General features: G+C 71.3%; 24 protein-coding genes. 10 read left to right on the top strand and 14 right to left on the bottom strand.

Annotation, left to right across the window (positions count from 1 at the left end; translation table 11 throughout):
* The first annotated feature begins 3 nt into the window (after positions 1–3).
* From sigB to ACFQO7_RS24710, 3 genes are all read left to right on the top strand, one after another.
* Complete coding sequence (gene sigB / locus ACFQO7_RS24720; protein WP_376808603.1) at positions 4–984, top strand: RNA polymerase sigma factor SigB; 981 nt, start codon at positions 4–6, stop codon at positions 982–984.
* A gap of 130 nt (positions 985–1,114) precedes the next feature.
* Complete coding sequence (locus ACFQO7_RS24715; RefSeq protein WP_376808602.1) at positions 1,115–1,603, top strand: SigE family RNA polymerase sigma factor; 489 nt, start codon at positions 1,115–1,117, stop codon at positions 1,601–1,603.
* A gap of 1 nt (position 1,604) precedes the next feature.
* A complete protein-coding gene (locus ACFQO7_RS24710; protein WP_376808601.1) occupies positions 1,605–3,008 on the top strand; it encodes a hypothetical protein in 1,404 nt (467 codons plus the stop codon).
* Between the two features lie 67 nt (positions 3,009–3,075).
* Here the strand turns inward: ACFQO7_RS24710 and ACFQO7_RS24705 are convergent, their stop codons facing one another.
* From ACFQO7_RS24705 to ACFQO7_RS24695, 3 genes are read right to left on the bottom strand one after another with little or no spacing between them, the layout of a single operon-like run.
* Positions 3,076–5,625: a GNAT family N-acetyltransferase gene (locus ACFQO7_RS24705; RefSeq protein ID WP_376808600.1), complete on the bottom strand. Its 2,550-nt coding sequence runs from the start codon at positions 5,623–5,625 to the stop codon at positions 3,076–3,078.
* Positions 5,626–5,628: 3 nt separating this feature from the next.
* Positions 5,629–6,804 carry an acetoin utilization protein AcuC gene (locus ACFQO7_RS24700; protein ID WP_376808599.1) on the bottom strand — a complete coding sequence of 392 codons (1,176 nt, stop codon included), beginning with the start codon at positions 6,802–6,804 and terminating at the stop codon, positions 5,629–5,631.
* Between the two features lie 16 nt (positions 6,805–6,820).
* Positions 6,821–7,645, bottom strand: coding sequence for a sulfurtransferase (locus ACFQO7_RS24695; RefSeq protein ID WP_376808644.1), 825 nt, complete (start codon positions 7,643–7,645; stop codon positions 6,821–6,823).
* Between the two features lie 89 nt (positions 7,646–7,734).
* On the opposite strand from ACFQO7_RS24695, the gene ACFQO7_RS24690 reads away from it, so the two are divergent.
* Together ACFQO7_RS24690 and ACFQO7_RS24685 are read left to right on the top strand one after the other, a co-directional pair.
* A complete protein-coding gene (locus ACFQO7_RS24690; protein ID WP_376808598.1) occupies positions 7,735–7,911 on the top strand; it encodes a VOC family protein in 177 nt (58 codons plus the stop codon).
* Between the two features lie 99 nt (positions 7,912–8,010).
* Complete coding sequence (locus ACFQO7_RS24685; protein WP_376808597.1) at positions 8,011–8,697, top strand: metal-dependent transcriptional regulator; 687 nt, start codon at positions 8,011–8,013, stop codon at positions 8,695–8,697.
* Between the two features lie 59 nt (positions 8,698–8,756).
* Here the strand turns inward: ACFQO7_RS24685 and ACFQO7_RS24680 are convergent, their stop codons facing one another.
* Positions 8,757–9,302, bottom strand: coding sequence for a hypothetical protein (locus ACFQO7_RS24680; RefSeq protein ID WP_376808596.1), 546 nt, complete (start codon positions 9,300–9,302; stop codon positions 8,757–8,759).
* Between the two features lie 73 nt (positions 9,303–9,375).
* Between ACFQO7_RS24680 and ACFQO7_RS24675 the strand changes: the two genes are divergently transcribed.
* On the top strand, positions 9,376–9,753 hold the full coding sequence (locus ACFQO7_RS24675) for a VOC family protein (protein WP_376808595.1): 378 nt from the start codon (positions 9,376–9,378) through the stop codon (positions 9,751–9,753).
* 39 nt (positions 9,754–9,792) lie between these two features.
* Here the strand turns inward: ACFQO7_RS24675 and ACFQO7_RS24670 are convergent, their stop codons facing one another.
* Positions 9,793–10,602: a hypothetical protein gene (locus ACFQO7_RS24670; RefSeq protein WP_376808594.1), complete on the bottom strand. Its 810-nt coding sequence runs from the start codon at positions 10,600–10,602 to the stop codon at positions 9,793–9,795.
* A gap of 145 nt (positions 10,603–10,747) precedes the next feature.
* On the opposite strand from ACFQO7_RS24670, the gene ACFQO7_RS24665 reads away from it, so the two are divergent.
* A complete protein-coding gene (locus ACFQO7_RS24665) occupies positions 10,748–11,749 on the top strand; it encodes an aldo/keto reductase (RefSeq protein ID WP_376808593.1) in 1,002 nt (333 codons plus the stop codon).
* Between the two features lie 161 nt (positions 11,750–11,910).
* On the opposite strand, the gene ACFQO7_RS24660 is transcribed toward ACFQO7_RS24665, so the two are convergent.
* On the bottom strand, positions 11,911–12,837 hold the full coding sequence (locus ACFQO7_RS24660) for a DMT family transporter (RefSeq protein WP_376808592.1): 927 nt from the start codon (positions 12,835–12,837) through the stop codon (positions 11,911–11,913).
* Between the two features lie 190 nt (positions 12,838–13,027).
* Between ACFQO7_RS24660 and ACFQO7_RS24655 the strand changes: the two genes are divergently transcribed.
* Entirely contained in the window at positions 13,028–13,351 is a 324-nt protein-coding gene (locus ACFQO7_RS24655; RefSeq protein ID WP_376808591.1) for a tetratricopeptide repeat protein, read from the top strand.
* 100 nt (positions 13,352–13,451) lie between these two features.
* Here the strand turns inward: ACFQO7_RS24655 and ACFQO7_RS24650 are convergent, their stop codons facing one another.
* Complete coding sequence (locus tag ACFQO7_RS24650; RefSeq protein ID WP_376808590.1) at positions 13,452–13,949, bottom strand: hypothetical protein; 498 nt, start codon at positions 13,947–13,949, stop codon at positions 13,452–13,454.
* The gene (locus ACFQO7_RS24645) at positions 13,946–14,308 is read right to left on the bottom strand and encodes a DUF6915 family protein (RefSeq protein WP_376808589.1); all 363 of its coding nucleotides are present in this window, start codon (positions 14,306–14,308) and stop codon (positions 13,946–13,948) included. Before ACFQO7_RS24645 ends, ACFQO7_RS24650 begins: the two co-directional genes overlap by 4 nt.
* Positions 14,309–14,364: 56 nt before the next feature.
* Here ACFQO7_RS24645 and ACFQO7_RS24640 point away from each other — a divergent pair, with 56 nt between their 5' ends.
* Positions 14,365–15,063, top strand: a complete 699-nt coding sequence (locus tag ACFQO7_RS24640; RefSeq protein WP_376808588.1) for an N-acyl homoserine lactonase family protein — start codon at positions 14,365–14,367, stop codon at positions 15,061–15,063.
* A 238-nt stretch (positions 15,064–15,301) separates the two neighbouring features.
* Here the strand turns inward: ACFQO7_RS24640 and ACFQO7_RS24635 are convergent, their stop codons facing one another.
* The 4 genes from ACFQO7_RS24635 to nrdR form a co-directional block, all read right to left on the bottom strand.
* Positions 15,302–16,177 (bottom strand): hypothetical protein, encoded by an 876-nt coding sequence (locus tag ACFQO7_RS24635; RefSeq protein WP_376808587.1) that lies wholly within the window; start codon positions 16,175–16,177, stop codon positions 15,302–15,304.
* 9 nt (positions 16,178–16,186) lie between these two features.
* Positions 16,187–17,287 (bottom strand): hypothetical protein, encoded by a 1,101-nt coding sequence (locus ACFQO7_RS24630; protein ID WP_376808586.1) that lies wholly within the window; start codon positions 17,285–17,287, stop codon positions 16,187–16,189.
* A gap of 472 nt (positions 17,288–17,759) precedes the next feature.
* Positions 17,760–20,576: a vitamin B12-dependent ribonucleotide reductase gene (locus tag ACFQO7_RS24625; RefSeq protein WP_376808585.1), complete on the bottom strand. Its 2,817-nt coding sequence runs from the start codon at positions 20,574–20,576 to the stop codon at positions 17,760–17,762.
* Positions 20,577–20,636: 60 nt separating this feature from the next.
* Complete coding sequence (gene nrdR, locus ACFQO7_RS24620) at positions 20,637–21,167, bottom strand: transcriptional regulator NrdR (protein WP_376808584.1); 531 nt, start codon at positions 21,165–21,167, stop codon at positions 20,637–20,639.
* A gap of 401 nt (positions 21,168–21,568) precedes the next feature.
* Here nrdR and lexA point away from each other — a divergent pair, with 401 nt between their 5' ends.
* The gene (lexA, locus tag ACFQO7_RS24615; protein WP_376808583.1) at positions 21,569–22,306 is read left to right on the top strand and encodes a transcriptional repressor LexA; all 738 of its coding nucleotides are present in this window, start codon (positions 21,569–21,571) and stop codon (positions 22,304–22,306) included.
* 59 nt (positions 22,307–22,365) lie between these two features.
* Here the strand turns inward: lexA and ACFQO7_RS24610 are convergent, their stop codons facing one another.
* Both ACFQO7_RS24610 and hflX read right to left on the bottom strand, forming a co-directional pair.
* Positions 22,366–23,988, bottom strand: coding sequence for a hypothetical protein (locus ACFQO7_RS24610; RefSeq protein WP_376808582.1), 1,623 nt, complete (start codon positions 23,986–23,988; stop codon positions 22,366–22,368).
* A gap of 51 nt (positions 23,989–24,039) precedes the next feature.
* A complete protein-coding gene (gene hflX / locus ACFQO7_RS24605) occupies positions 24,040–25,476 on the bottom strand; it encodes a GTPase HflX (protein WP_376808581.1) in 1,437 nt (478 codons plus the stop codon).
* Positions 25,477–25,643 lie beyond the last annotated feature (167 nt).

Here is a 25,643-nt window from a genome sequence, read left to right as displayed (position 1 = left end):
GCGATGAGCGACGAGAGCATGAACGCAGTGGCCGTACTGGACAGCACGACTGCCGATCTGGACGAGACCGATGAGCGGGGCGTCTCGACCGACCTCGTCCGCGCGTACCTCAACCTCATCGGCCGCACCAAGCTGCTGACCGCCGAGCAGGAGGTCGTGCTGGCGCGCCGGATCGAGGCCGGCCTGATGGCCGAGTACGTGATGGAGCGCGACGGCATCGAGCACGACCGCGACCTGGAGACGGTGATCCGCGAGGGCCAGGCCGCCAAGAACCACCTGCTCGAGGCGAACCTGCGCCTGGTGGTCAGCATCGCCAAGCGCTACACCGGACGCGGCATGGCGTTCCTGGACCTGATCCAGGAGGGCAACCTCGGCCTCATCCGCGCCGTCGAGAAGTTCGACTACACCAAGGGCTACAAGTTCTCCACGTACGCCACCTGGTGGATCCGCCAGGCCATCACCCGCGCCATGGCCGACCAGGCCCGCACCATCCGCATCCCGGTGCACATGGTGGAGCAGGTCAACCGCATGGTCCGGGTGCGCCGCGACCTCGCCGCCGCGCTCGGCCGCGAGCCGTCCATCGCGCAGATCGCGGTCGCCCTGGAGATCCCGGAATACCAGGTCATCGAGCTGATCTCGTACGACCGCGAGCCGGTCAGCCTGGACCAGGCCGTCGGCGAGGACGGCGAGAGCGCGCTGGGCGACTTCGTCGCCGCGGTCGACCCACGCGGGGACGCCGCCGACGCGCTGGCCCAGGGTCAGCTGCGCGACGAGGTCGAGATCGTGCTGTCCACCCTGTCGACGCGCGAGCAGGCCGTGATCCGGCTCCGCTTCGGCCTGGACGACGGCCGCCAGCGCACCCTGGACGAGGTCGGCAAGGAGTTCGGCCTGTCCCGCGAGCGCATCCGCCAGATCGAGAAGACCACGCTGCTGAAGCTGCGCAGCGGCGAGCGCGCCGAGCGCCTCTCGGTGTACGCCGCCTGACGTTCTCCCAGCTGAATCGCGCGGCCCCGGTCAACCGACCGGGGCCGCGCGGCTTTACCGTGTCCGGCGCTCAACCTTTCGGGACGCTCCCGTGTTCGGTGGGGTGGACGGACGAGGGGAGACCGGCTCGATGCCCGACGACGACTTCGAGGCGTTCGTGGAGCAGCGCTACAGCGCGCTGTTACGCACGGCGTACCTGCTGTGCGGTTCTCGCGATCGGGCGGAGGACCTGCTGCAGAGCGCGCTCGCCGCGGCGTTGCCGAAGTGGCGGCGGATGGACCACCCCGAGGCGTACCTGCGCCGGGTCATGGTCAACCAGCTGGCCAACGTGTGGCGGCGGCCGATCCGGGAGATCGTGACCGCGGTGCTGCCGGACCGGCCGGGGCACGATCCGGCGATCGAGGACCGCGACGAGCTGTGGACCGCGCTGCACCGGCTGCCGGTGCGCATGCGCGCGGTGCTGGTGCTGCGGTACTGGGAGGACCGGTCGGAGCAGGAGACCGCGCAGATCCTGGGCGTGAGCGTGGGCACGGTGAAGAGCCACGCATCGCGCGGCCTGGACCGGTTGCGTGAGCTGGTCCCCGCCCCGTCGATGGCCGCCGCGAACGGGGAGAACTGACATGATCGACGAACTTCGCGCCACCCTGGACCGGCACGCCGACGACGTCCGGCCGCGGCCCGAGCCGTACGCCCGGGTGGTTCGGCTGCGCCGGCGACGCCGGCAGCGGCGGGTGACCGTCCTGGCCGTCGTCTTCGTGCTGCTGGTGACCACGCCGACCATCTGGCTGCTGACCCCGCCGGGGGACGGACCGCACCAGCCCGCCGCGTCCGTGCCGGCAGCGCTGCTGCCCCTGCTGCGCTCGCCCACCCGCGGCAGCCTCGCCGGTGACGAGGCGTTCCTGGACGTGATGCGGCGGCGCACCGCGGCCGAGGTCGGCTCGGTGCGCGGCAACCCGGGCGACGGGCCGTACATGCCCACCGACCCGGACCGCATCAAGGTGCTGTTCGCCGGGGACATCGGCTCGCGGCGCTACGTGCTCACCGCGGGCATGGACGGGTGGCCGCTCAAGGCGGCGTTCCTCGGCGACCTGGGTGAGGGGCCGGAGGAGCTGTACCAGACCGGCTCCGGATCGCTGGAGGCCGCCGAGGAGACCAACTTCGGCACGGGCGACGGGGTGCACCCGGAGGAGAGCTTCCTGCTGCTCGGACCGGTCGGAGCGGTGTACGAGGAGGGGCAGGCGTTGTGGTCGTCCACCGGCGTGACCCGAACCTGGCACCCGGTCGAGGTCCCCGACGGCTACTACGCCGTCGTGGAGGTCGCCCGGAGCCAGCGGCTGCGGGTGCGGCTCGGGGACACGGTGCTGCGCGAGGTCCAGACCTACCCGGCTGACACGGGCGCGGCGGTGGGACTCGACCCGAAGCCGTACGGCGGGCGGGGCACGGCCTTCCCCGACGTGGCGGAGCAGGTCGGCAGTTCGCTGCTCAGGTTGACCCAGCTCGCGGGCACCGGTGCGACGCTGCGGGTGCTGTGGAGCTCGCAGGTGCCCGCGCCCGGCGCGGCCGGCGGGACGGGGCGCGCGGTCACCGTCCAGGTGGTGACGGCTGACGGGGGTGGGCCGTACTTCACCGGGATCGCCGACGCGGACGGCAACTGGCGGGACCACCCGACCGGTTCCGGCTTCGCCGCCGGGCCGGAGCAGGCGCTGATCGTGATGCGCCTGCCCAGTTACGCGGCCGAGGACAACCAGCGGCTGCAGATCATCGCGCCGCCGTCGGGGGTCCGGGCGGAGCTGGTGCGCAACGGACAGGTCGACGAGGTCCCCCTGACCAAGGGGGCGGGGTCGTGGACCGAGGCGGGCAAGGTGACGGCGACCGTGCGGGCGTACGACGCCGCGGGCAACCTGCTGGCGACGGCCGAGTTCGCAGACCTGCTGCCCCCGCAGTGCGACCGCCTCAATCCGCCGACCTGCCAGGCGTCGGCCGCCGCACCGTCCGCACCGGACACGGCGGGACCGACGCCGTGAGTGGTGCGGGCATCGGAGGTTAAGAAGGGCACCTTCTTCTACGCGGAGCGTGAAGAAGGTGCCCTTCTTACCTCAGTTGGCGGGGGCCGGTGTCGGGGCGGGGGGTGGAGGTGGCGAGTTCGCCCAGGGCGTGCAGGACGGAGACGCCGGTGGGGTGGACGAGGATCGGGTTGAAGACGAGGTGGCGCAGGCGGGCCGTGTCTGCGGCGAGCTGCCCGATGCGGACCAGCAGCGCGGCCAGGGCGTCGGCGTCGGCGGCGGCGAGCAGCGGGGCGGCCTTCGGGGCGCGGACCAGGGCCGCGGCGTCGGTGTCGGTGAGCGGCGCGGCGCGCCAGGCGCGGTCGCCGACGAGTTCGGTGACCGGGCCGGCCAGGCCGAAGCCGACGACCGGGCCGAACGCCGGGTCGTCGACGACCTCGACCACGCAGGCGATCCCCGGCGCGACCATCGGCTGCACCAGCACTTCGACTCCCGCGCCGAACAGCTGTTCCAGGTCGGTGTAGGCGCGGCGGACCTCGTCCGGGCCGGCCAGGTTGAGGCGTACCGCGCCGAGGTCGATGCGGTTGGGCCGGTCGGCCACCTTCAGCGCCACCGCGGCCCGGTAACCGGCCGCGGCGGCGGCGACCTGCTCGGCGCCTGCCGCGCGGGTGCTCGGCACGACGGGGATGCCGTACGAGTCCAGCAGGGTCTCCAGGTCGGGCGCGGCCGGGTCGGCCCCGGGCGGCGCGGGCGGCAGCGTGCCCGCGGGCGCGCGCAGCCAGGCGGCGCGGCGGGTCACCTGCGCGAGCGCCCGCACCGCCTCCTCGATCGAGCGGTAGGACGGCACCTGCGCCGGCCCGCGCCCGGCGAGGAAGCTCGCCAGCACCGGCTTGTCGGCGTCGCGCACGGCGTCGGCCAGCGCGTCGGCGTACGGGCCCAGCAGCGCCGTCTCCGCGCTCTGGTCGGCGGCGAGCGGGCCGGTCGGCAGCGGCGGGGCGACGACCACGACCACGGCGTCGGTGTCGTCGCTGTGCAGTGCGGCGTGCACCGCGGCGGCGAACTCGTCCGGCTTGGCGGCCGGGCCGACCGCGCCGGACCGGCCGACGCGCAGCCCGGCGGCCCGGATCTCGGCCGAGGCCAGCGCCGACAGCGCGAACGCGTTGCCGACCACGCCGATCCGGTCGCCGGCCGGCAGCGGCTGGGCCGCCAGCAGGGTCGCCACGTCGAACAGCTCGCCGACGGTGCCGACCTCGATCACGCCGGAGTGCGCCCGCAGCGCCTGCATCGCGGCCTCGTCCAGGGTGGACCCGCCGTGGCCGGTGTGCCCGGCGAGCATCACGATCGGCTTGTGCCGCCCGGTGGTGCGGGCGATCCGGGCGAACTTGCGCGGGTTGCCGAACGACTCCAGGTACATCGCGACGACGTCGGTGTGCGGGTCCTCGGCCCAGAACTGCAGCAGGTCGTTGCCCGACACGTCGGCGCGGCGGCCCGCGCTGACGAAACCGCTCACGCCCAGCCCGCGGCGCTCGGCCTCGGCCAGCAGCAGCAGGCCCAGCGTGCCGGAGTGGCAGAACAGGCTCACCCGACCCGGCGCGGGCAGCCGTGGCACGAGCGTCGCGTTCAGGCTCACCGCGTGGTCGGCGATGCCGAGACTGCCCGGCCCGATCACCCGCATGCCCGCTACCCGCGCAGCTCGGACCAGGTCACGCCGCTGCGCCGGGTCCATCTCGGTCAGCACCAGCAGCCCGTGCACGCCTGCCGCGGCCGCATCGGCCAGCACCTCGGGCAGCGCGACGGGCGGCGTCGCGACGACGGCGAGATCGATGCCGGAACCGTGGGGCTTCTCCTCCCCGCGGACCAGGCCGGATCCCGGCTCACCGGGACTGGACGGGCCGCCGGTCGGAAGGGACTGCGGGCTCAGCTCGGCCAGCGACCGCAGCGGTCCCTGCGGGTGCACATGGTGCACCGGACCGGCGAACCCGCTCGCGCGGAGGTGGGCCAGCACCGCAGCGCCGACGCCGTGGCCCGACGCGCTCGCGCCGTAGACGGCGACGGCGCGCGGGCGCAGCAGGCGGGCCACCGAGCGGGCCTCGGTGCGCTGCTCGCGGTCGGCCTGCACGGCGCGGGAACGTTCGGTCGGCGCGACCGGGAAGGTCAGCGTCACCACGCCGTCGGCGTAGCGCCTGGTCACCTCGTACCCCGCGTCGGTGAATACGCGCAGCATCGCGCCGTTCTCGGGGAGCACCTCGGCGACGAATCGGGTGATGCCCGCCTCGGCGGCCGCGGCGGCCAGATGCTCCAGCAGCACCGAGCCGACGCCGCGGCCCTGGTAGGCGTCCTCGACCACGAACGCGACCTCGGCGTCGACGGCCTGCTCGCCGAGCCGCTCGTAGCGGCCCACCGCGACCAGCCGGTCGCCCGCGGCGACCACGAACGCCTCCCGGTCGACGTGGTCGACGTTGACGAACCGGTGCAGGTCCCGGGCCGGGATCCGGGGGTACGGCGAGAAGTAGCGCAGGTAGCGGGTGCGCTCGGAGAAGCGCGAGTGCATCGCCACCACCGCGTCGCCGTCCTGCGGCGTGATCTGCCGCAGGTGGACCGTGGTGCCGTCGGACAGCAGCACATCCGCGCCGGTCATGGCTCAGTCCCGGGGGTCGTGCGGGTCGAGCCCGTGCAGCGGGAAGACCGCCTTGCGCGCCGCCATGATCGCGCGGTCGAGCTGGTCGCCCTCGGCCTCGGGCTGCCACGGGGTGAACGTGACGTCGCCGCCGTCGGTGAGCGTCGTCGGCACCGCCCGCCCCGGCACCCGGCGCGCGGCGAACTCCCGCCACGACTCCGGCAGCGGGGTGGCCGGATCAAGCGGCTCGCCGGTGACCATCGCCAGCAGGTGCGTCCAGGCCCGCGGCACCACCTCGACCAGCGCGTATCCGCCACCGCCGGTCGCCACCAGCCGTCCCTCGCAGACCTCGTCGGCGAGCGCGCGCACGGCCAGTTGCGCCGCCCGCTGCCCGTCGACGGTCAGCCGCAGGTTCGCCAGCGGGTCGAGCCGGTGCGTGTCCGCCCCAGCCTGCAGCACGATCAGCTGCGGCCGGAAGGCGCGCACCACCGACGGCACCACGGCGTGGAACGCGCGCAGCCAGCCCCGGTCGCCGGTGCCCGGGGGCAGCGGCACGTTGACCGCGGTGCCCTCGGCCTGCGGGCCGCCGGTCTCCTCGACGTACCCGGTGCCGGGGAACAGGGTCAGCGGGCCCTCGTGCAGGCTGACCGTGAGCACGCGCGGGTCGTCGTAGAAGATCTCCTGCACGCCGTCGCCGTGGTGCACGTCGACGTCGATGTACGCGATCCGCTCCGCGCCCTGGGCGAGCAGGTCGGCGATGGCGACGGCGGGGTCGTCGTACACGCAGAACCCGGCCGCGCGGGCGGGCATCGCGTGGTGCAGGCCGCCCGCCACGTTGACCGCGCGCCGGGCCCGGCCCGACCACACGGCCCGCGCCGCGGCCAGGGTCGCGCCGCAGACCAGCGCCGACGACTCGTGCATGTGCTCGAAGACCGGGTTGTCCGGGGTGTTGAGGCCGTACCCGCGGAAGAACGGGTCGTCCGGGGCGGCCCGGACCGCGTCCAGGTAGTCCCGGCGGTGCACGCGCAGCAGCTCGGCCTCGGTGGCCGGCTCCGGCGCGACCAGCTGCACCCCGGGCCGGTCGAGCACGCCCAGCTCCCGGGCGAGCGCCATGGTCAGCTCGACGCGCACCGGGTTCAGCGGATGATCGCCGAGGTTGTAGCCCAGCAGCGCGTCACTCCACACCACGGTCGCCGTCATGACCTGACCTCGCCTCTCATTCGCGGCCGATCGGCCGGGACGGGTCGGTGATCCAGTGGCTCCAGGAGCCGACGTACAGCGCGGCGTCGGTGCGGCCCGCGGCGTGCAGGGCGAGCACGGTGTGCGCGGCGGTCACCCCGGAGCCGCAGTACGCCCCGACCGGCGCGTCGCCCAGGTCGGCGAACACCTCGGGCAGGTCGGCGCGCAGCGTGCCGTCGGCGTTGACCAGCTCGCCGTAGGGCAGGTTGCGGGCGCCCGGCACGTGTCCGGCGACCGCGTCGATCGGCTCGGTCTCACCCCGGAAGCGCGGTGCGACCCGCGCGTCCAGCAGCACCCCGTCGGCCGCGAGCGCCGCCGCGCCGACCGCGTCGAGCACCGGCATGCCACCGGGCACCACGGTCACGTCACCCCGGACGACCTCCGACGGCTTGTCGGTCACCTCGCCGCCCGCGGCGGACCAGGCGGCGAAGCCGCCGTCGAGCACCCGCACGTCGGCGTGGCCGGCCCAGCGCAGCGTCCACCAGGCCCGCGCCGCGGCCATGCCGTCACCGGCGTCGTAGACCACGACGGGCCGGCCCTCGCGTACGCCGGCGGCGCGCAGCGCGCCTTCCAGCGCCTCGGGGTGCGGCAGCGGGTGGCGGCCACCCGGTCCGGGCGGCCCGCACAGGTCGCGGTCGAGGTCGACGAAGACGGCTCCGGGCAGGTGGCCGGCATCGTAGTCGTCGCGGCCGGGCGGGCCGGACAGCCGCCACCGCACATCCAGCACGGTCGTGGGCTGCCCCGAGCGGAGCCGGTCGGCCAGCTCCACCGCAGTGATCAGTGGTGTACGCACATGAGCCAGTCAACACCATGGCCGCGCTGTGTCGTAGCGCACTGTCCCACCCGGCTGCGAGACTTCCCGCCGAGTGATCCCGGCCGGTTCCGTCGGAGATGGACGAGGCGCTCGCGACAACGACGGCGGTCGGTGCGACACTGCTGAAACCCGCCCAGAAGGTGGAGTGGGGCGGCTATTCGGGCTACTTCGCCGATCCGGACGCACCTGTCGGAGAGGTGGCATACGACCCGTTCCGGCCGCTCGACGAGGCAGGCCTGCGCGAACCGCCATGAGCGGCACGGCCGCAGGTTGATCAACCGATAGACGCCGACGGGTGTCGCTGCGGTGACACGCAATAGAATCGCAGCCAGCGACTTGGAGAGGACCCGTTCATGTCCGACCTCATTGACACCACCGAGATGTACCTGCGCACCATCCTCGAGCTCGAGGAGGAGGGCGTGCCGCCGCTGCGCGCCCGCATCGCCGAGCGCCTGCACCAGAGCGGCCCGACGGTCAGCCAGACCGTGGCCCGCATGGAGCGCGACGGGCTGCTGACCGTCGTGGAGACCGACCGCCACCTGCAGCTGTCCGAGGCCGGGCGGGCGCACGCGGTCGCCGTCATGCGCAAGCACCGCCTCGCCGAGCTGCTCCTGGTCAACGTGATCGGCATGCCCTACGAGGAGGCCCACGAGGAGGCCTGTCGCTGGGAGCACGTGATGAGCGACGCCGTGGAGAAGCGGGTCTACGACCTGCTCAACCGGCCGACCCGCTCGCCGTACGGCAACCCCATCCCGGGCCTGGACGCCCTGGACATCAAGCCCCGCGACACCGAGGGCGGCGACGCCCCCGAGCGCAACCTGGCCTTCCCCGGGCTCACCGGCCAGGTCGTGGTGCGCCGGATCTGCGAGAGCGTGCAGACCGACTCCGAGGTGCTGCGCCAGTTGCACGCCGCCGGCGTGGACCCGGGCGCGACGGTCACCGTCGCCCAGGAACGCGACGGCGTCTCCATCGACCACGGCGGCGAGCCCGTCCGCCTGCCCCGCGAGGTGGCGTCCCGCGTCTTCGTCACCAGCCGCTGACCGTGAAAAAGGCTCCACCGGCCGCGTCGAACGGCCGGTGGAGCCTTTTCGTACCGGTCTCACACTCCGGCGCGGTCGATGTCCTTGGCCAGTTCGACGACGTCGGGCAGCAGGGCCGCGGCGTCGCCGCCCTCGGGCAGGGTGACTTTGAGCACCAGCAGGCGAGCGTTGCCCGCCAGCCAGCCCACCTCCGCGTACGGGCCGCGGCCCTTGGCGGCGGGTTTGAGCTGCGAGTAGGCGACCTTGCCGAGTGCCGACACGGCCTTCGCGCCGTCGGGCAGCATCGCGTCCTTGAACACGGCGACGTCGGCCTTGGTCGGGCTCACCGACAGGCTCAGTTCCGGCAGCGCCGCCTCGGTCGGCCGGGCCACGCACGTATTGGTCTTCTGGTGGTTGGCCGCGCCGGCTATCGCCATCCGCACGCCGAGCCGCTGCTCGATGCGGGCGGAGTCCAGCAGCAGGCATGCGCCGGTCGGCGTGGGCGGGCTGGGCGACACCACCCGGGGGGCCTGCGTCGCCGGCGGTTCGTGCGCCGACGCCCCGGCGCCGGAGCAGCCCGCCAGCAGCGTTCCGCTCGCCATCAGCGCCATCACCGTCGTCCGCACCGGACCAAACTAGCCGCTGCCGGGGTACGCCGAAAGTCCACTCACGTTCGGGTGGCGTGCCTAGCCTGATGCCATGACGGGAAAAGTGGTGCATTTCGAGCTGCCGGCCGACGACATCGAACGGGCCCGCACGTTCTACACCGACGCCTTCGGCTGGCAGCTCGACGCCATGCCGGAGTTCGACTACATCTGGGTGCGCACCGTGGCCACGGACGACCGGGGCAACCCGGCCGAGCCGGGCGCGATCAACGGCGGCATGACCCGGCGCGAGGCTCCGGTGACCGGCCCGGTCATCACGATCGAGGTCGAGGACCTCGACACCGCGCTCGCCAAGATCGTCTCGTGCGGCGGCCGGGTGCTCCAGGAACGACAGTCCGTGGGCACGATGGGCTTCACCGCGTACATCGCCGACACCGAGGGCAACACCGTGGGGCTCTGGCAGAACGCGTGACGGGGGCGGGACCGGCCCGCCCCCGTCGGCGCGAACCGGTCAGCCCACCTGCTCGATCTGGCCGCGGACCTGGATGAACTCGGCCTTGACCTCGTTCACGGTCTTGAAGTACCAGACCACCATGCCCAGGCTGCCCTTGTCGGCCCAGGCGCAGACCACCAGCGGCACCGCCTCGGTCTTGGCGCTGCCGCACTTCGCCTCGCCGCCCAGCGGGCCCGCGTCGACCGGGACGATCCCGGTGGCGACCACGCCTGACGTGCCCATGCCGGCGAACGCGGCGTCGACCTCCTGGCCCGGGTCGGTGATGCGCGCCGAAGCCGCGAAGATCATCACCAGGTCCCGCTTGGCCTGGTCGCCGTAGAAGGCCGCCACCGCGCCCGTCGCCGACGGCAGCGTGGCCTCGAAGCTGCTCTTCATGGTGTCGGTCACCGTTTCGAGCTGCGGATCGGTCGACTTCGGCCGTCCCGCGAGCGTCGCGGGCGCGACCACAGTGATCTCCTTCGCCGCGACCTGCGCGCTGGCCGAGGCGATCGCGCCGTCGATCTCCTGCTCGATCTGGTCGGCGGTGTCCTTCACCAGGTACCAGACGCCGACGCCGCCGCCGCAGCAGAGCAGGAGCACGCCGAGCGTGATCCCGATCCACAGACCCGCCCGCGACTTCTTCGGGGCCGGCGGCACGGGGTAACCGGGCTGCGCGGGGTATCCCGGCTGCGCCGGGTAGCCGGGCTGAGCCTGATATCCCGGCTGCTGGGGGTAGCCGGGCTGGGCGGGATAGCCGGGCTGGGCCGGGTAGCCGGGCTGCTGAGGGTAGCCGGGCTGCTGGTCCGGGGACGGGGGCGGATACGACATGGGGGCTCCTGGCACTCGGGGGTCAGCGCATCGTATCGGCGTACCCCGTCATCCCGGACCTTCCGTGTCCGGGTCCGGACTGCGCACCCGCGCCGGGTCTCCGGCTGTCCGGGCGTGTCCGCCTGCTCCGGGAGAAGATGGGGGCATGACCGCCAAGCGACGCATCGGCAACAACGGACCCGAGGTCAGCGCCATCGGCCTCGGCTGCATGGGCATGAGCTTCGCCTACGGGCAGCGTGACGACGAGGGGTCGGCCGCGACGCTGCGGCGCGCCCTGGACATCGGGGTGACCCACTTCGACACCGCCGACATGTACGGCTACGGCCACAACGAGGAACTGATCGGGCGCACCATCGGCGACCGGCGCGACGAGTACGTGCTCGCCACCAAGTTCGCCAACCGCGGCGAGCTGGACGCGCAGGGCGACCTGGTCCGGCGCTGGGTCGACTCGTCGCCGCAGTGGGCCCGCGAGGCGCTGGAGGACTCGCTGCGCCGCCTGCGCACCGACCGCATCGACCTGTACTACATGCACCGGCGCAGCCCCGACGTGCCGATCGAGGACACCGTCGCGGCCATGGCCGACTTCGTCAAGCAGGGCAAGGTGCGCTTCATCGGCCTGTCCGAGGTCAGCCCCGCGACGCTGCGGGCCGCGCACGCCGTGTTTCCGATCACCGCGGTGCAGATGGAGTACTCCCTGTTCACCCGGTTCGTCGAGGACGAGATGCTGGCGACCTGCCGGGAACTCGGGGTGGGCCTGGTGGCGTACTCCCCCGTCGGCCGCGGCTGGCTCACCGGCAAGATCACTTCCCCGGCCGACTTGGCCGCCGACGACTTCCGGCGCACCGTGCCACGGTTCGCCGAGGAGAACTTCGCCCAGAACATGGCCCTGGTGCGAGCGGTCCGCGAGGTCGCCGACGAACTCGGCGCGACCCCGGCCCAGGCCGCCCTGGCCTGGCTGCTCGCCCAGGGCGACGACGTGCTCCCCATCCCCGGCACCAAACGCGTGCCCTACCTGGAGGAGAACATGGCCGCCGCCGACCTGGTCCTCACGCCCGACCAGCTCCACCGCCTCACCGCGGCCGTCCCACCCGGCGCGGTCGCCGGCGAACGCTACGCCCCCGCCGGCATGTCCACCGTCAACCGGTGAAGGCGAAGGAAGGGCACCTTCACATCGCTCCGCGATGTAGAAGGTGCCCTTCCTAACCTCGGTCGGGTGGGCTGCGGGGGCATGATCGCCGTTTCAGGTCAGTATCTGCGCTCTGACCAAACGTTCTGTCCCGAAATAACGATCACCAGATGGCCCGGCCGTCAGCCGGTGCGGGCCAGCCCGGCGACCGCCGCCAGCATCAGCACCGCCCCGGAGGCCGCCGCCAGGGTGATCCGCTCGCCCAGCAGCCCGACCGCGATCAGCACCCCCGCCACCGGCTCCACCAGCGTCACCACCGCGGTCACCGTGGCCGGCACCGCCGCCACCCCGGCGAAGAACAGGCGGTACGCCAGCGCCGTCGGCACCGCCCCCAGGTACAGCAGCCAGCCCACCGTCCCGGCGAGCCCACCCACCGACAGGTCGGCCGGACCGTCCGCCGCCGGCAGCAGCCCCTCCACCAGCGCGATCGGCAGCAGGCAACCCGCCGCCACCGCGAACGAGCCGACCGTGGCCCCGGACAGGTCACCTCCGACCCGCCGCGAGTAGATCGTCACCACGGCGTACCCGGCCGCCGAGAGCAGGCCGAACGCCACCCCCAGCACCGGTGCGGACCCGGCCTGCCCGCCGCCTCCCACCAGCAGCACCAGCCCCGCCAGCCCCAGCGCCACCGCGGCGACCCGGCCCGCGCTCAGCGCCTCGCCGAGCGTCCAGCGCGCCGCGAGCGCGATCACCACAGGGCACGCCCCGAGGGTGACCACGGTGCCGACGGCCAGCCCGGCGTACGCGATGGACCCGTAGTAGGCCGTCTGGTACACCGCCAGCCCGGCCCCGAGCACCAGCGCGTCCCGCCGGCGCGCGCCGAACCGCTCGCCGAGGGCCAGGTGCAGCCCGGCCAGCACGGCGATGCCGAGCACCAGCCGCCAGAAGGACACCGCGACCGGCCCGAGGCCGCTGGTGCGGTAGAGGACCGCGGCGACCGCGCCGCCGGTGCCCCAGGCGGTCGCCGCGACCGCCACGTAGAACATGCCGCGCCCGTGCGACGCGGTCCGGCACGCGCGCGACGGCGCGAGCCCTGTGCTGGACTCCATCTTCCTGTCTCCACTGCTCGATGGCCGACGATTCCGCGTATGCGGACGGCCACCGGACGTGCGGCGAATGCCGTCACGTCAGTGGTGCGACGCCGTCCGCCTCAGGCGACCGGCGGGGAGATGATCGAGTGAGCCATGGCCGCGATGCTATCCGGGGAATGCGCGGCCCTTCCAGGCAGTTGTCCGATGCGTGGGAATCCTGGAGGAGTACGAGCGCGGAAGGCTGTTCTTCGACTACGGCGACTACATCACGGCTGCCCAGATCCTGGGACCGGTGGTGGACGAAGCCCCGGACGACGTGGCGCCCCGGCTGCTGCTGGCGCGCGCCTACTACCACTCGGCCCAGCTGCACAAGGCCGAGGACCAGCTGCGCCGGGTGCTCGACCACGACCCCGCGGAGCACTACGCCCACCTCATGCTGGGCCGCTGCCTGCAGCGGCAGAGCCGCCACGACGAGGCCCGGCCGCACCTGCGCATCGCCGACGCGATGGGCATCGGCGGCACGACCGCCTGAGGCCGCTCGACCATAGGCGCCGGGGCCCGGACCTCGTTGCCCTGTCCGGCCCCGGACCCGCGTTCACCGCGCCGGCGTCCGGGGCGCGCCACCGGCAGGGTCACTCGTGGTCGTAGAACTCGACCGTGATGCCGCTGCGCCGAACGGTCACCGTGGCGTGGTCGCCGAACGCCTCCAGCAGCACATCGTTGAACCCGCCGCCCCGGACGGCGTCGGCGAGCGCCCGCACCCGCTCGTAACGCTGCTCGTCGTCGCCCTCATACGGCAGTTCGGTCCGCGGGTAGGAACCCCGATCGGACAGGCAGCGGCCGCCCAGCGTCGGGTGCCTGTCGGCGTACTCGCCGACCTCCAGCACACGCCAGTCGTCGTCCGCGCCGTCCTCGGCCGTCCGCGCCCAGAACGACTCCGCGCTGAACACGCACGCCTCGCCGTCGTTGAAGTACGGCGTGTACTGCTGCCAGCCGAACTCCACGATCGCGTCGTCGTCGAGCACCGCGGTCAGGATCGGTCTCAGCTCCGACAGCGGGCGCTGCGGCACCCGGTCACCGGCCGTGATCTCGCCTTCGACCGGAATGCCCAGGAAACTGGTGTGGCTCAACGGTGGTCCTCTCCCAACAGTGTCGACAACGGCACCTCTTTGCGCTGCGCACCCGACATCCACGGCTTGATCGCCATACCCGCGATGTAGTCGGCGGGCGAGGGCAGCCAGCCCAGGTCCTCCAGGATGTGCCGCTCGGCGATCAGCCGCACCGGGATGCGCTTGCGCCCCACCCGCAGCGTGTCTCCGAAGATGCGCTGGCACAGGTAGACGCCCGCGGTGTGGTGGTACATCGAGCGGTGCCGGACGTCGCCGATGATCTGCTTCGAGGAGTCGATGAACTCCTCGATGGCGAGGTAGTCCTCCGGCTCACCACCCCACTTGCGGGCCGCGGACTGCGCATGGTGCCACGAATTCATGGCGCGAAGGTTAGGCAGCTCCCCCGACAATTCATGATCGGTGCCAGGATGGCCTGATGGCGGGCGACAACGCGATACACAGACTGGACCTCGGCTACTTCATCCGGCCCGCCGAGGAGGCCGGCGGTCCACACCCGAGGGTCGAGGCGGTGCTGGCGTACCTGGTGGACGGCGCGGACGGGCTGATCCTGTTCGACACCGGTATGGGCCACGGCGACGACGAGACCGAGGCCCACTACCGGCCGGTCCGCCGCCCGCTGCCGCAGGCGCTGGCAGACCATGGCGTACGCCTCGACGACATCTCCCTGGTCGTCAACTGCCACCTGCACTTCGACCACTGCGGCGGCAACCCGCTGCTGCCCGGCCGCCCCGTGTTCACCCAGCGCACCGAACTCGCGACCGCGCGGGCCGGGAACTACACCTTCGACCACCTGGTCGACTTCCCCGGCGTCGACTACCGCGAACTCGACGGCGAGGCCGAGATCAGCCCCGGAGTGTGGATCATCCCGACGCCCGGCCACACGGCCGGGCACCAGAGCCTGGTGGTACGCGGCCCCGACGGCGTCACCACCGTGCTCGCCGGGCAGGCCTACGATCTGGCCACCGACTTCAGTTGCGCCCAGCTCGCCCGCCGTGCCGCCGCCGACGGGGCAGCCGCCCCGCTCCCGCCGTACCACCCGTGGCTCGACCACCTCGCCACCCTCGACCCGCAGCGCGTCGTCTTCGCCCACGACGCCGCGGTCTGGCACGCCTGACTCAGGAGCCGTCGGCCCAGTAGCGGTTCAGCCGCGCCACGGCCTCGTCCTTGGTCATCGCGACCTTTGTGCGCCTCCCCGGTCGGTTGTACCTAAGCCATCGACCTGACCTACGAGCCAGTCGCGTAATAGTTCGTCTTCGCAAAGGCTCACCAACCGAACTTGGCCCGAGCTGTCTGCATGATTGGGCGCGTCCAGCACCTGCAGAGAACCTGGTTTCAATGCGCGGCGATAAGGGTCAGCCGCGGTAGGCGCGGGTCAGTTCGGCGACGAACGCGGGCGCAAGAGCACGGATCTGCTTGGCGTCCAAAGCACCGGACAGAGCCTCGGCAGCCATTGCAATACCAGGAGAAGCGCCCCGACCGAACAGACTCTCCAGCAGGTTCACACCGACGGCGACGGTCGATCCGGCCATCGCGTCGTCCGCCATGGCGGCCATCTGCCTCCCGATCTGCTCGGCGCTGGCGTGCCCGCGCATGAGCCGAATGACGTCGCCGGAGTCCTTGCTACGCACCCGGTGCGGGCGTCCTTGATTGTCGTGGAGCCGCTCGTAGATCTTGTGGCACTTCGCGATGAGCAGAGCAGCCGGCCCGGCCACGCGCACCTGCAACAGACGAGCGTCGGTGTCGGGTTGGAGGCTACCGACGGTCATCACCTGGTTGTCCAGTACCGCCGCCTCGAGGCCCGCCGCCCAACGCGTGGCGTTGCTGCCGTGGTCCGGTAACCGGGCGTCGCGGCGTCCGTGGTTAGGGGCAAGCTCGCCGGGAACGATCAGGTCGACGGGAATCACCTGGGGTTGTCCAGACACGGTAACCGTGGCCAACCAGCTGCCTGGCTCGACGCCGCCACCGGCTTTGACTTTGAGGGTGAACCCGTTTCGGCGCATCGCGTCGGCGATTTCCGGCTCCTCGCTCAGCCGCTGTGGCACGATCGCCAAGTCGCCGTCGGTCGTGTAGGGCGCGACACCGGCGTCAAGGTCGGCATCACTGGAGTGCAGGTACACCGCTTGCGCTCCAACGATGACCACGGCATCGCGGTGTACCGCCAAAGCTTCGAGAGCGTCGAGCAGCACGCATCGGGCGGCGACATAGAGGGGGTCGATGGCGACGCTCACTGCGGCAGGCTACTGGCGCAGAGCCTTCAAGTCCGGCAACCGCCATCCGGGTGTGTCGATCATCCACTCGAGGACCGCCTCGCCTTCCTCCGGCAGTCTTCCGTTGCCGGACAGCAAGTCCATGACGAGTTGGCTGTAGCCGACGTGGCGGAGGCCGTCAACACTGTGGGGCCGCTCCAACTGGGAGCCGGACGCCGCCTCCAGGAGCACCACATTGGCACCGGTGCTAGTGGCCAGCAGTTCCCAACGCTTGGCATAGGTATCGATGTCCGGAACATAGAGCAACAGCTGGGCCGGGGCAGCCACCGGGGCGATCCGGTGAGCGGCGAATGACCCGGTGACCAGCGCATCGGGGGCGCCGCGCAACTCGCGCAGCAGCACATCAAGTCCGCGGCGCGCCAGGTAGGTGATCGAGCGGTTGGTGCGCAGCACTTGATATTCAGCTGCACGAGCACGTAGCAGTTGCGGCCAGTCCACGCTGGTGACAGGGCCGCTGCCAGGACGATCGATTAGGCCCTGTTCGTGCAGACTGGAGAGGGACTTCGACAGATAACCCTTACTCAGTCCCGTGACTTCCGCGAGGTCGGCGAGCCGGTAGGGCGGCTCGACGTCGGCCAGCACACGTACCAGCGCGTGGATCTGAGTACCGCGCAGCAGCACCTCGGAGCGCTCGCGTGGATTGGGGTCGGTGTCGGATCCGATGAGACGTACGTAGAGGGCAGGGCGGCGCATTCTGATCAGAGCGTTGCCGGTCAGGTCGAGGTAGCTCCACCCTTCCTCGGCGATGAGCGCGCGCGATCGCGGGCTGATCCACGGTGCGAGGACCAGGACAGTCGGCTCGTGCATCAGGTGTAGCCGCGCCGGTCGCAGCATCGGCCTCAGATGCTCCACGGTGCGGGGGGTCACACGGGCCTTGGCCTCTACGAGGAAGGTGCCAATGTACGAAGAGGCATCCCCAGCAACCTCCCAAAATGCGTCGTACCCCGCGTCGTCCCGTGCCTCGTGAGGTGCGGGCCGACGCCGTAGTTCCAGTCCAGGACCCTCGTTGAGTAGCGCGGAAAGAGCATCATAGCCATCGGCGAGCAACTGTTTCTCGGACTGCAACCCCACAAGCAAAAGTTTCCACTATGTCGCGTGTTCGCACAATGAGCAAACCGGTGTGTTCGTGGAAACTTTTCCAAAAGAGCGGCCAGACCGCGGTAGCTCACGCCAGGTGTTACGAGCCCACCTCGAGCTACAACGTCGGGCGGCGGTCTGGCCTTTCGCCTCCGCCTTGCGCTGCCCGGAAGAACCGGCGCGCTGCTGGGTGTCCTAGCCGTCCAGCATCGCCGTGAACATCGCAGGCGCATGATTGGGGCTGGCCGATCTGCGGCCCAGGATGTGGTGTCATGCAGGTTCCTACACCGAGCGGGACACCACGTCCTTGCCGCAGCGACCGCCCGGCCCCCTACAGGATCGGGCGGTCGCTGGCCTTTCAGGCGCCAGCCGTAGCACCGGAACTCCCTTGCCACGGCCCGCGTGCCTTAGCTGCCGCCTTCATCGAACGAATTCGGCGTTGCAGCAAATGCACCTCGGCCCAATATCAGCTGCAGCCGCTGGTCGAGCCGCAGCCCTCGCAGACGTAGCAGCTGCCCGCGGGGCGCATCTTGGTGCCGCAGGTGTAGCACAGCGGCGCGTCCGACACGCGGCCCGTGATGGACTCCAGCACCTCGGTCGAGGAGCCGATCCGGGTCGGCGCGGCGACCGGGGTCACCGCGGTCTGCGCAGGGGCGGCCGACGCCGCCGGCGGCACGTACTCCACGCCCTCCTCCTCGGCCCGCAGCCGCGCGGCGCGCTCGGACGCGGTGAACACGCCCAGCTCGGCCCGCTGCTCGTAGGGCAGGAAGTCGAGCGCCAGGCGGCGGAAGATGTAGTCCATCACCGAGTTCGACAGGCGGATGTCCGGGTCGTCGGTCATGCCGGCGGGCTCGAACTTCATGTTCATGAACTTCTCGACGTACGTCTGCAGCGGCACGCCGTACTGCAGCGCGACGGAGACGGCGATCGAGAACGCGTCCATGACACCGGCCAGGGTCGAGCCCTGCTTGCCCAGCTTGAGGAAGACCTCGCCGAGGCCGTCGTCGGGGTACGACGACGCGGTCAGGTAGCCCTCGGCCTCGCCGACGGTGAAGGAGACCGTCTGCGACGGGCGCTTCTTCGGCAGGCGCTTGCGCACCGGGCGGTACTCGATGACCTTCTCGACCACGGGGGCCGAGACGGGGGCCACCGCCTGCGCGGGCTCCTTGTCCTTCTTGGAGACCGACAGCGGCTGGCCGACCTTGCAGTTGTCGCGGTAGATGGCCAGGGCCTTGAGGCCGAGGCGCCACCCGTCGAAGTACATCTGCTCGACCTCTTCGACCGTCGCCGACTCCGGCATGTTGACGGTCTTGCTGATCGCGCCGGAGATGAACGGCTGCACCGCGGCCATCATGAGCACGTGGCCCATGGGCGCGATCGAGCGCTCGCCCATCGCGCAGTCGAAGACCGCGTAGTGCTCCGGCTTGAGGCCGGGGGCGTCGACGACGTGGCCGTGCTCGGCGATGTACTCGGTGATCGCCTCGACCTGCTCCTCCTGGTAGCCCAGGTTGCGCAGGGCGCGCGGCACGGTCTGGTTGACGATCTGCATCGAACCACCGCCGACCAGCTTCTTGAACTTGACCAGCGCCAGGTCCGGCTCCACACCGGTGGTGTCGCAGTCCATCATGAAGCCGATGGTGCCGGTGGGGGCGAGCACGCTGGCCTGGGAGTTGCGCCAGCCCTGCTTCTCACCGAGGGCGTTGCCCGCCTTCCACTGCTTCTGCGCCTCCTTGGCCACCAGGGTCGCGACCGGGCCCACGGGCTTGATGGCGTCCGCGGCGGCGGCGTGCTTGCGCATGACCCGCTGGTGCGGGGTGGCGTTGCGGGCGTAGCCGTCGTACGCGCCGACGACGCCGGCGAGCTCGGCCGAGCGCCGGTACGCGACACCGGTCATCAGCGCGGTGATCGCGGCGGACAGCTGGCGGCCGCCCTCGGAGTCGTACGGCAGGCCCGACGCCATGAGCAGCGCGCCCAGGTTGGCGTAGCCGATGCCGAGCTGCCGGTAGGCCCGGGTGTTCTCGGTGATCTTCTGGGTCGGGAAGTCCGCGAAGCAGATGGAGATGTCCATCGCGGTGATCACGAACTCGACCGACTTCGTGAACCGCACGACGTCGAACGAGCCGTCCGCGCCGAGGAACTTGAGCAGGTTCAGCGAGGCCAGGTTGCAGGACGTGTCGTCCAGGTGCAGGTACTCCGAGCACGGGTTGCTGGCCGTGATCCGGCCGGTCTCCGAGCAGGTGTGCCAGTCGTTGATGGTGTCGTCGTACTGGATGCCGGGGTCGGCGCAGGCCCAGGCCGCCTCGGCCATCTTGCGGAACAGGCCCTTGGCGTCGACGGTGTCGATGACCCGGCCGTCGAGGCGGCCCAGCAGGTCGAAGCCCTTGCCCTCCTCGACCGCGGTCATGAACTCGTCGGACACGCGCACCGAGTTGTTGGCGTTCTGGTACTGCACGCTGACGATGTCGCGGCCGCCCAGGTCCATGTCGAAGCCCGCGTCGCGCAGCGCGCGGATCTTGTCCTCCTCGCGCGCCTTGGTCGCGATGAACTCCTCGATGTCCGGGTGGTCCACGTCGAGGATGACCATCTTGGCCGCGCGGCGGGTGGCGCCGCCGGACTTGATGGTGCCGGCCGAGGCGTCGGCGCCGCGCATGAAGCTGACCGGGCCGGACGCGGTGCCGCCCGAAGAGAGCAGCTCCTTGCTGGCGCGGATGCGGGAGAGGTTGACGCCGGAACCGGAGCCGCCCTTGAAGATCAGGCCCTCTTCCTTGTACCAGTCCATGATGGAGTCGACCGAGTCGTCCACGGACAGGATGAAGCAGGCGCTGACCTGCTGCGGACTGGCGGTGCCCACGTTGAACCAGACCGGCGAGTTGAAGCTGAACACCTGGTGCACCAGCATCCAGACCAGCTCGTGCTCGAACAGCTCCGCGTCGGCGGGGGTGGCGAAGTAGCCGTGCTGCTCACCGGCGGCCCGGTAGGTCTTGGCGACCCGGTCCACCAGCTGCTTGAGGCTCCACTCCCGCTCGGGGGTGTCGACCGCGCCGCGGAAGTACTTCGTCGTCACGATGTTCGTCGCGTTGACGCTCCAGAAGTCGGGGAACTCGACCCCCCGCTGCTCGAAGTTGATCGAGCCGTCGCGCCAGTTCGTCATGACGACGTCCCGGCGTTCCCAGGTGATCTCGTCGTACGGGTGCACGCCCTCGGTCGTCCACACCCGCTCGATCTTCAGACCTCCGGCGTTCGCCCGCGTGCGCTTCGCGCTCGCCGTGGCGTTCTCCCCCATCGTCAGCCCCCTCAGGTTCTCTTTAATCAACAAACAACTGCACGTTCTGATTGCCGAGCGTCAGCCCGCGACCTGACCCGCGGGCAGCCCGCTGTCGGCCTCGTCGGAGGCGGGTTCGGCTGCCTCTTGCCCAGCCGCCCGGGTTTTAACCGCGGCCCGCAGGACCTCGATCTCCCGGATGAAGTCCTCGGCGGACTGGAAGTCCTGGTACACGCTGGCGAAGCGCAGGTAGGCGACCTCGTCCAGGTCACGCAGCGGCCCGAGGATGGCCAGGCCGACCTCGCCGCTGGGAACCTCCGCGGCCCCCCGGGCGCGAACGGCCTCCTCCACCCGCTGCGCGAGCAGCGCGATGGCGTCCTCGTCGACCGGCCGGCCCTGGCAGGCCTTGCGCACGCCGCCCATGATCTTCGAGCGGCTGAACGGCTCGGTCACCCCGCTGCGCTTGACCACGGCCAGCACCGACTCCTCGACCGTGGTGAACCGCTTGCCACATTCGGGGCAGTGCCGGCGGCGGCGGATGAGCTGGCCGTCGTCGGCCTCCCGGGAGTCCACCACGCGGGAGTCCGGGTGCCTGCAGTACGGGCATCGCATCGCTGTCACCTCCCACGTCGTCGTCACCCTTGCCGGGTGTCCCGTCCCGCATTCCGGGCACCGCACCGCCGACGCCTGCCTCTTCGCGGGCGCCCGGGGGTGGGTGCGGATGCGGGGGTACGGCCGACCCGCCAGATGGGGCTCTTACCCCAATCTATGGGCGGTCGGCTCGGTGCCACCACAAGATGTTGGGGTTGAACCTATGCCCCAACCGACGCGTAGGCAAGTTGAAACGCGCTTGCGCGTGGCGTGTCGCGGACAACAACACGTACCGTCACCCACTCGTGAAACATGCGTGACACCGTCGACAGAGTCGTACAGATGTTTGAAACTGACATCATGTCGCATTAGTGTGTCCGGTGAGAGTCGCCGCCACTGTCACTATCCACCGGAGGTCCGACATGTCCCCCACCGAGCGAGCGTCCCGGCCCGGCCGGCCGCCCGCGGCGCCCGCGGGCGCGGGGCCTGTGCGCGCGGTCTCCGCGACCAGTGCCTCCCCCGCCGACCTGCAGGCCGCCGACCTGAGCAGCCGCCAGAAGCGCATCCTCGCGGTCATCCGCGAGTGGGTGGAGCAGCACGGTTACCCGCCGACCGTGCGCGAGATCGGCGAGGCCGTCGGCCTGGTCTCCCCGTCCTCGGTCGCCTACCAGCTCAAGGAGCTGGAGCGGAAGGGCTTCCTGCGCCGCGACCCGTCGCGCCCGCGCGCGGTGGACGTGCGCACCCCGGCCGACGCCGACGACGAGGCCGCGCTGGCCGCCCGCCCCACCCCGGTGTATGTGCCGCTGCTGGGCCGCATCGCCGCCGGCGGGCCGATCCTGGCCGAGGAGTCGATCGAGGAGGTGCTGCCGCTGCCGCGCGAACTGGTCGGCCAGGGCACGCTCTTCTCGCTCCAGGTCAAGGGCGACTCGATGATCGAGGCCGCGATCTGCGACGGCGACTGGGTCGTGGTGCGCCAGCAGCCCAACGCCGAGAACGGCGACATCGTCGCCGCGATGATCGACGGTGAGGCCACCGTCAAGGTCTACCGGCTGCGCGAGGGACACGTGCAGCTGATGCCGCGCAACCCGGCCTACGACCCGATCCCGGGCGACGCCGCGGTGATCCTCGGCAAGGTCGTCTTCGTGATGCGCCGCGTCTGAGCCTGACGACGAAGCGGCCCGCCCCCACTGCCGGGGGCGGGCCGCTCTCCGTTCACGCGTCAGCGGTACTGCTCGTAGCCCTGCTGGTTCGGGTAGCCGCCGTCGGGCTGGTAGTACGCGGGCTCGGTCTGGTGGACGCCGTCGTGCACCTGGCCGCCGCCGTACTGCTGGCCCTGGTACTGCTGGTGCCCGCCGTACTGCTGGCCGCCGTACTGCTGTCCGTAGCCGGGCTGGTTGCCGTGGCCCTGGTTGCCGTAGCCAGGGTCGTAGCCCTGCTGGCCGCCGCCGTACTGCTGGCCGTAACCCTGGTCGTAGCCGCCGGGCTGGCCGTACTGCTGGCCGCCGTACTGCTGGCCGTAGCCCTGGTCGTAGCCGCCGCCCTGCTCGGCGTAGTAGCCGGACTGGTAGCCGCCCCCGCCGACGCCGACGGGCGCGAGCATGGTGGTGGCCGAGTTGTCCGCCGGCTCGAAGTCGTCGTCGACCTCGCCGCCCTTGCGGCCCTTGCGCTTACGGCCCTTGATCACGCCGACCACGCCGAGCACGACCAGCAGCACACCGAACACGCCGACCCCGGACAGCGCCAGGTACAGCTGACCGATGTCGTCGAAGAGGTCGAGATACCAGGCCTTGCCCGCCTTCTCGGGGCCCTTCTGCGGGGCCTGCTCGACGAACTCCTCCGTATCCGGCGTGTACTTCAGCAGCGTGGGCTTCTGCGCGGCCGCGGTCGCGGTCTTGGTCTGCTCGGTCTCCGAGACGGTGACGAACTTGCTGCCGTCGGCCGAGTAGGTGATGGCCTCACCGAACGGCTCCTCCGGCAGGTGGGTGACCCGCGGCTTGTCCTTGGTGAGCGCGCCCGCGATGTCGTTGCCCTTGATGTCCCACTCGAACGCGTCGGCGTACGTGCGCAGCACGACCTTGGTGCCGTCGGCGTTCTTGGCCGCGCCGGTGACCTGGCGGCGGCCCAGGCCGCCCATCGGGTTCGCGGTCTCCGTACGCGGCAGCGTGAGCGAGCCCAGCTCCTTCATCGGCGTGGGGTTGCCGCCCGCGACCAGGGGACCGGTCGGCGCGAAGAGGTAGGTCTTGCCCTCGGCGGCGGTGAAGTCCCAGTCCTTGGTGACGATGATCGGCTTGCCCTCGGCGTCGATGATCAGCGCCTCGGCGTCGAACTTCTTCGCCGGGTAGGACATCCGGTACGGGCCGGTCATCTTGCCGTCCGCGAACTTCCACAGCGCGATGCGCGGGCGGTCGTGGGTGACGGTGAAGTCGTCCTGGTTGATCTTCGCGTCGCCGGTGTCGGCGATCCAGATCTCGCCGTTCGGGCCGGCCGCGACGTCCTCGGGGTCGAGCGCGCCGTCGCCGGTGTACTTGTACGACGCCGTGACCTTGCAGGCCGAGTTGAGCTTGAACAGCTTCATGTTCGACTTGACGTCGTTGCTGTCGTTGATCGCGTAGTACGTGTTGCCGACCGCGACCAGGCCGGACAGCTCGGTCAGTCCCGGGGTGTTCGCCGACGGGCCCGTGACAGTGCAGACCTTCTCGCCCGGCACGACCTTCTCTTCAGTCGCCTTACCGCTCGGAGCCGGGCTGGGCTCGGCCCCCGCGGGGGCGCTGAGCAGCCCGACTCCGAGCGCGACCGCGAAAGTGGCCGCACCTGCCTTCACCAGGATTCCCGTTAACCGCATCCGGACAGTTTGCCACGACTGGACACGGTCCTGCGTAACGCGATTAATACGTCACGATGCGTCGGTTACCCAGTCACTATCAGTAATTGCGTATACGCCCAGCTCAGCGGCCAGTTCCCGATCGGCACGGGCCCGGAGCTGGGTTCCGGCGGCGGTGTGTCCCGACGCCAGCACCTCACCCCTGCGGTGGACCTTCGCCACCAGGTCGCCCCGGTCGTACGGCACGCACGCGACGATCTCCACCGCCGGCACCGGCAGCTTCGACTCGATGATGTCGCGCAGCTCCTCGATGCCCTGCCCGGACCGGGCCGACACGAAGACCGCGTCGGGCCACTCCCGCTTGAGCCGCAGCAGCGTCTCCTGCGGGGCGGCGTCGGCCTTGTTGACCACCAGCAACTCGGGCAGCCGGTCCGCGCCGACCTCGGCCAGCACCTCACGCACCGCCCGCACCTGCTCCTCGGGGTCCGGATGGGCCCCGTCGACCACGTGCACCACCAGGTCGGCGTCGGCGACCTCCTCCAGCGTGGAGCGGAACGCCTCGACCAGCTGGTGCGGCAGGTGCCGCACGAAGCCGACCGTGTCCGACAGGGTGTACACCCGGCCGTCGCGCGCCTCGGTGCGGCGGGTCGCCGTGTCCAGGGTCGCGAACAGCGCGTCCTCGACCAGCACCCCTGCTCCGGTGAGCCGGTTGAGCAGGCTGGACTTGCCCGCGTTGGTGTATCCCGCGATGGCCACCGACGGCACCGTGTTGCGGCGCCGGCCGGCCCGCTTGGTGTCGCGGATGACGCTCATCGCGGTGATCTCCCGCTTGAGCTTGGCGATCCGGGTGCGGATGCGCCTGCGGTCGGTCTCCAGCTTCGTCTCACCGGGACCGCGCAGACCCACACCGCCGCCCGCGCCGCCGCCACGACCGGAACCACCGGTCTGCCGCGACAGGGCCTCGCCCCAGCCTCGCAGACGCGGCACCAGGTACTGCAGCTGCGCCAGCTCGACCTGGGCCTTGCCCTCCTTGCTCTTGGCGTGCTGGGCGAAGATGTCCAGGATCAGCGCGGTCCGGTCGACCACCTTGACCTTGATCTTCTGCTCCAGGTTGCGCAGCTGGCTCGGGGACAGCTCGCCGTCGCAGATCACGGTGTCCGCGCCGGTCGACTCCACCGCCGCCCGCAGCTCGTCGACCTTGCCGCGGCCGATGAACGTCGCGGCGTCAGGCTGGCTGCGCCGCTGGATCAGGCCTTCGAGCACCTGCGAGCCGGCGGTCTCCGCGAGCGCGGCGAGCTCCGCGAGGGAGTTCTCCGCGTCCACGACGGTGCCGGAGGTCCAGACGCCCACCAGCACCACCCGCTCCAGCCGCAGCTGCCGGTATTCGACCTCGGTGACGTCGGCGAGCTCGGTGGAGAGCCCCGCCACCCGGCGCAGCGAATGCCGCTCCGAGAGTTCAAGGTCACCGGTGGTCTCTTCGGCCACCAGGATGTCGGGGAAAGTAGGCAAATCTGCTCCTTGGTCTCTCGATCTGTCGGCTTCAAGGTTGGCACGGAAGTACCCGGAACGCACCTGTATTGAACCGCCGTTCGCACGCGCGTTCGGCCAGGCGCCCCCGCCCCCGCGTTCGGCCGCCGGCGTCACGCGGCACCAAGGAGGTAAGCGAAGCGAAGCCG

Source organism: Catellatospora aurea, from assembly GCF_042663325.1.
GTDB lineage: Bacteria > Actinomycetota > Actinomycetes > Mycobacteriales > Micromonosporaceae > Catellatospora > Catellatospora aurea.
The sequence above is the reverse complement of the archived record's forward strand: the minus strand, read 5'-3'. Positions and strand labels throughout refer to the sequence as shown.

Coding starts and splice junctions, on each gene's coding strand:
- sigB (WP_376808603.1), top strand. CDS start 4: ATGAGCGACGAGAGCATGAACGCAGTGGCCGTACTGGACAGCACGACT.
- ACFQO7_RS24715 (WP_376808602.1), top strand. CDS start 1,115: ATGCCCGACGACGACTTCGAGGCGTTCGTGGAGCAGCGCTACAGCGCG.
- ACFQO7_RS24710 (WP_376808601.1), top strand. CDS start 1,605: ATGATCGACGAACTTCGCGCCACCCTGGACCGGCACGCCGACGACGTC.
- ACFQO7_RS24705 (WP_376808600.1), bottom strand. CDS start 5,625: ATGACCGGCGCGGATGTGCTGCTGTCCGACGGCACCACGGTCCACCTG.
- ACFQO7_RS24700 (WP_376808599.1), bottom strand. CDS start 6,804: ATGACGGCGACCGTGGTGTGGAGTGACGCGCTGCTGGGCTACAACCTC.
- ACFQO7_RS24690 (WP_376808598.1), top strand. CDS start 7,735: ATGGACGAGGCGCTCGCGACAACGACGGCGGTCGGTGCGACACTGCTG.
- ACFQO7_RS24685 (WP_376808597.1), top strand. CDS start 8,011: ATGTCCGACCTCATTGACACCACCGAGATGTACCTGCGCACCATCCTC.
- ACFQO7_RS24675 (WP_376808595.1), top strand. CDS start 9,376: ATGACGGGAAAAGTGGTGCATTTCGAGCTGCCGGCCGACGACATCGAA.
- ACFQO7_RS24670 (WP_376808594.1), bottom strand. CDS start 10,602: ATGTCGTATCCGCCCCCGTCCCCGGACCAGCAGCCCGGCTACCCTCAG.
- ACFQO7_RS24665 (WP_376808593.1), top strand. CDS start 10,748: ATGACCGCCAAGCGACGCATCGGCAACAACGGACCCGAGGTCAGCGCC.
- ACFQO7_RS24660 (WP_376808592.1), bottom strand. CDS start 12,837: ATGGAGTCCAGCACAGGGCTCGCGCCGTCGCGCGCGTGCCGGACCGCG.
- ACFQO7_RS24645 (WP_376808589.1), bottom strand. CDS start 14,308: ATGAATTCGTGGCACCATGCGCAGTCCGCGGCCCGCAAGTGGGGTGGT.
- ACFQO7_RS24640 (WP_376808588.1), top strand. CDS start 14,365: ATGGCGGGCGACAACGCGATACACAGACTGGACCTCGGCTACTTCATC.
- ACFQO7_RS24625 (WP_376808585.1), bottom strand. CDS start 20,576: ATGGGGGAGAACGCCACGGCGAGCGCGAAGCGCACGCGGGCGAACGCC.
- nrdR (WP_376808584.1), bottom strand. CDS start 21,167: ATGCGATGCCCGTACTGCAGGCACCCGGACTCCCGCGTGGTGGACTCC.
- lexA (WP_376808583.1), top strand. CDS start 21,569: ATGTCCCCCACCGAGCGAGCGTCCCGGCCCGGCCGGCCGCCCGCGGCG.
- ACFQO7_RS24610 (WP_376808582.1), bottom strand. CDS start 23,988: ATGCGGTTAACGGGAATCCTGGTGAAGGCAGGTGCGGCCACTTTCGCG.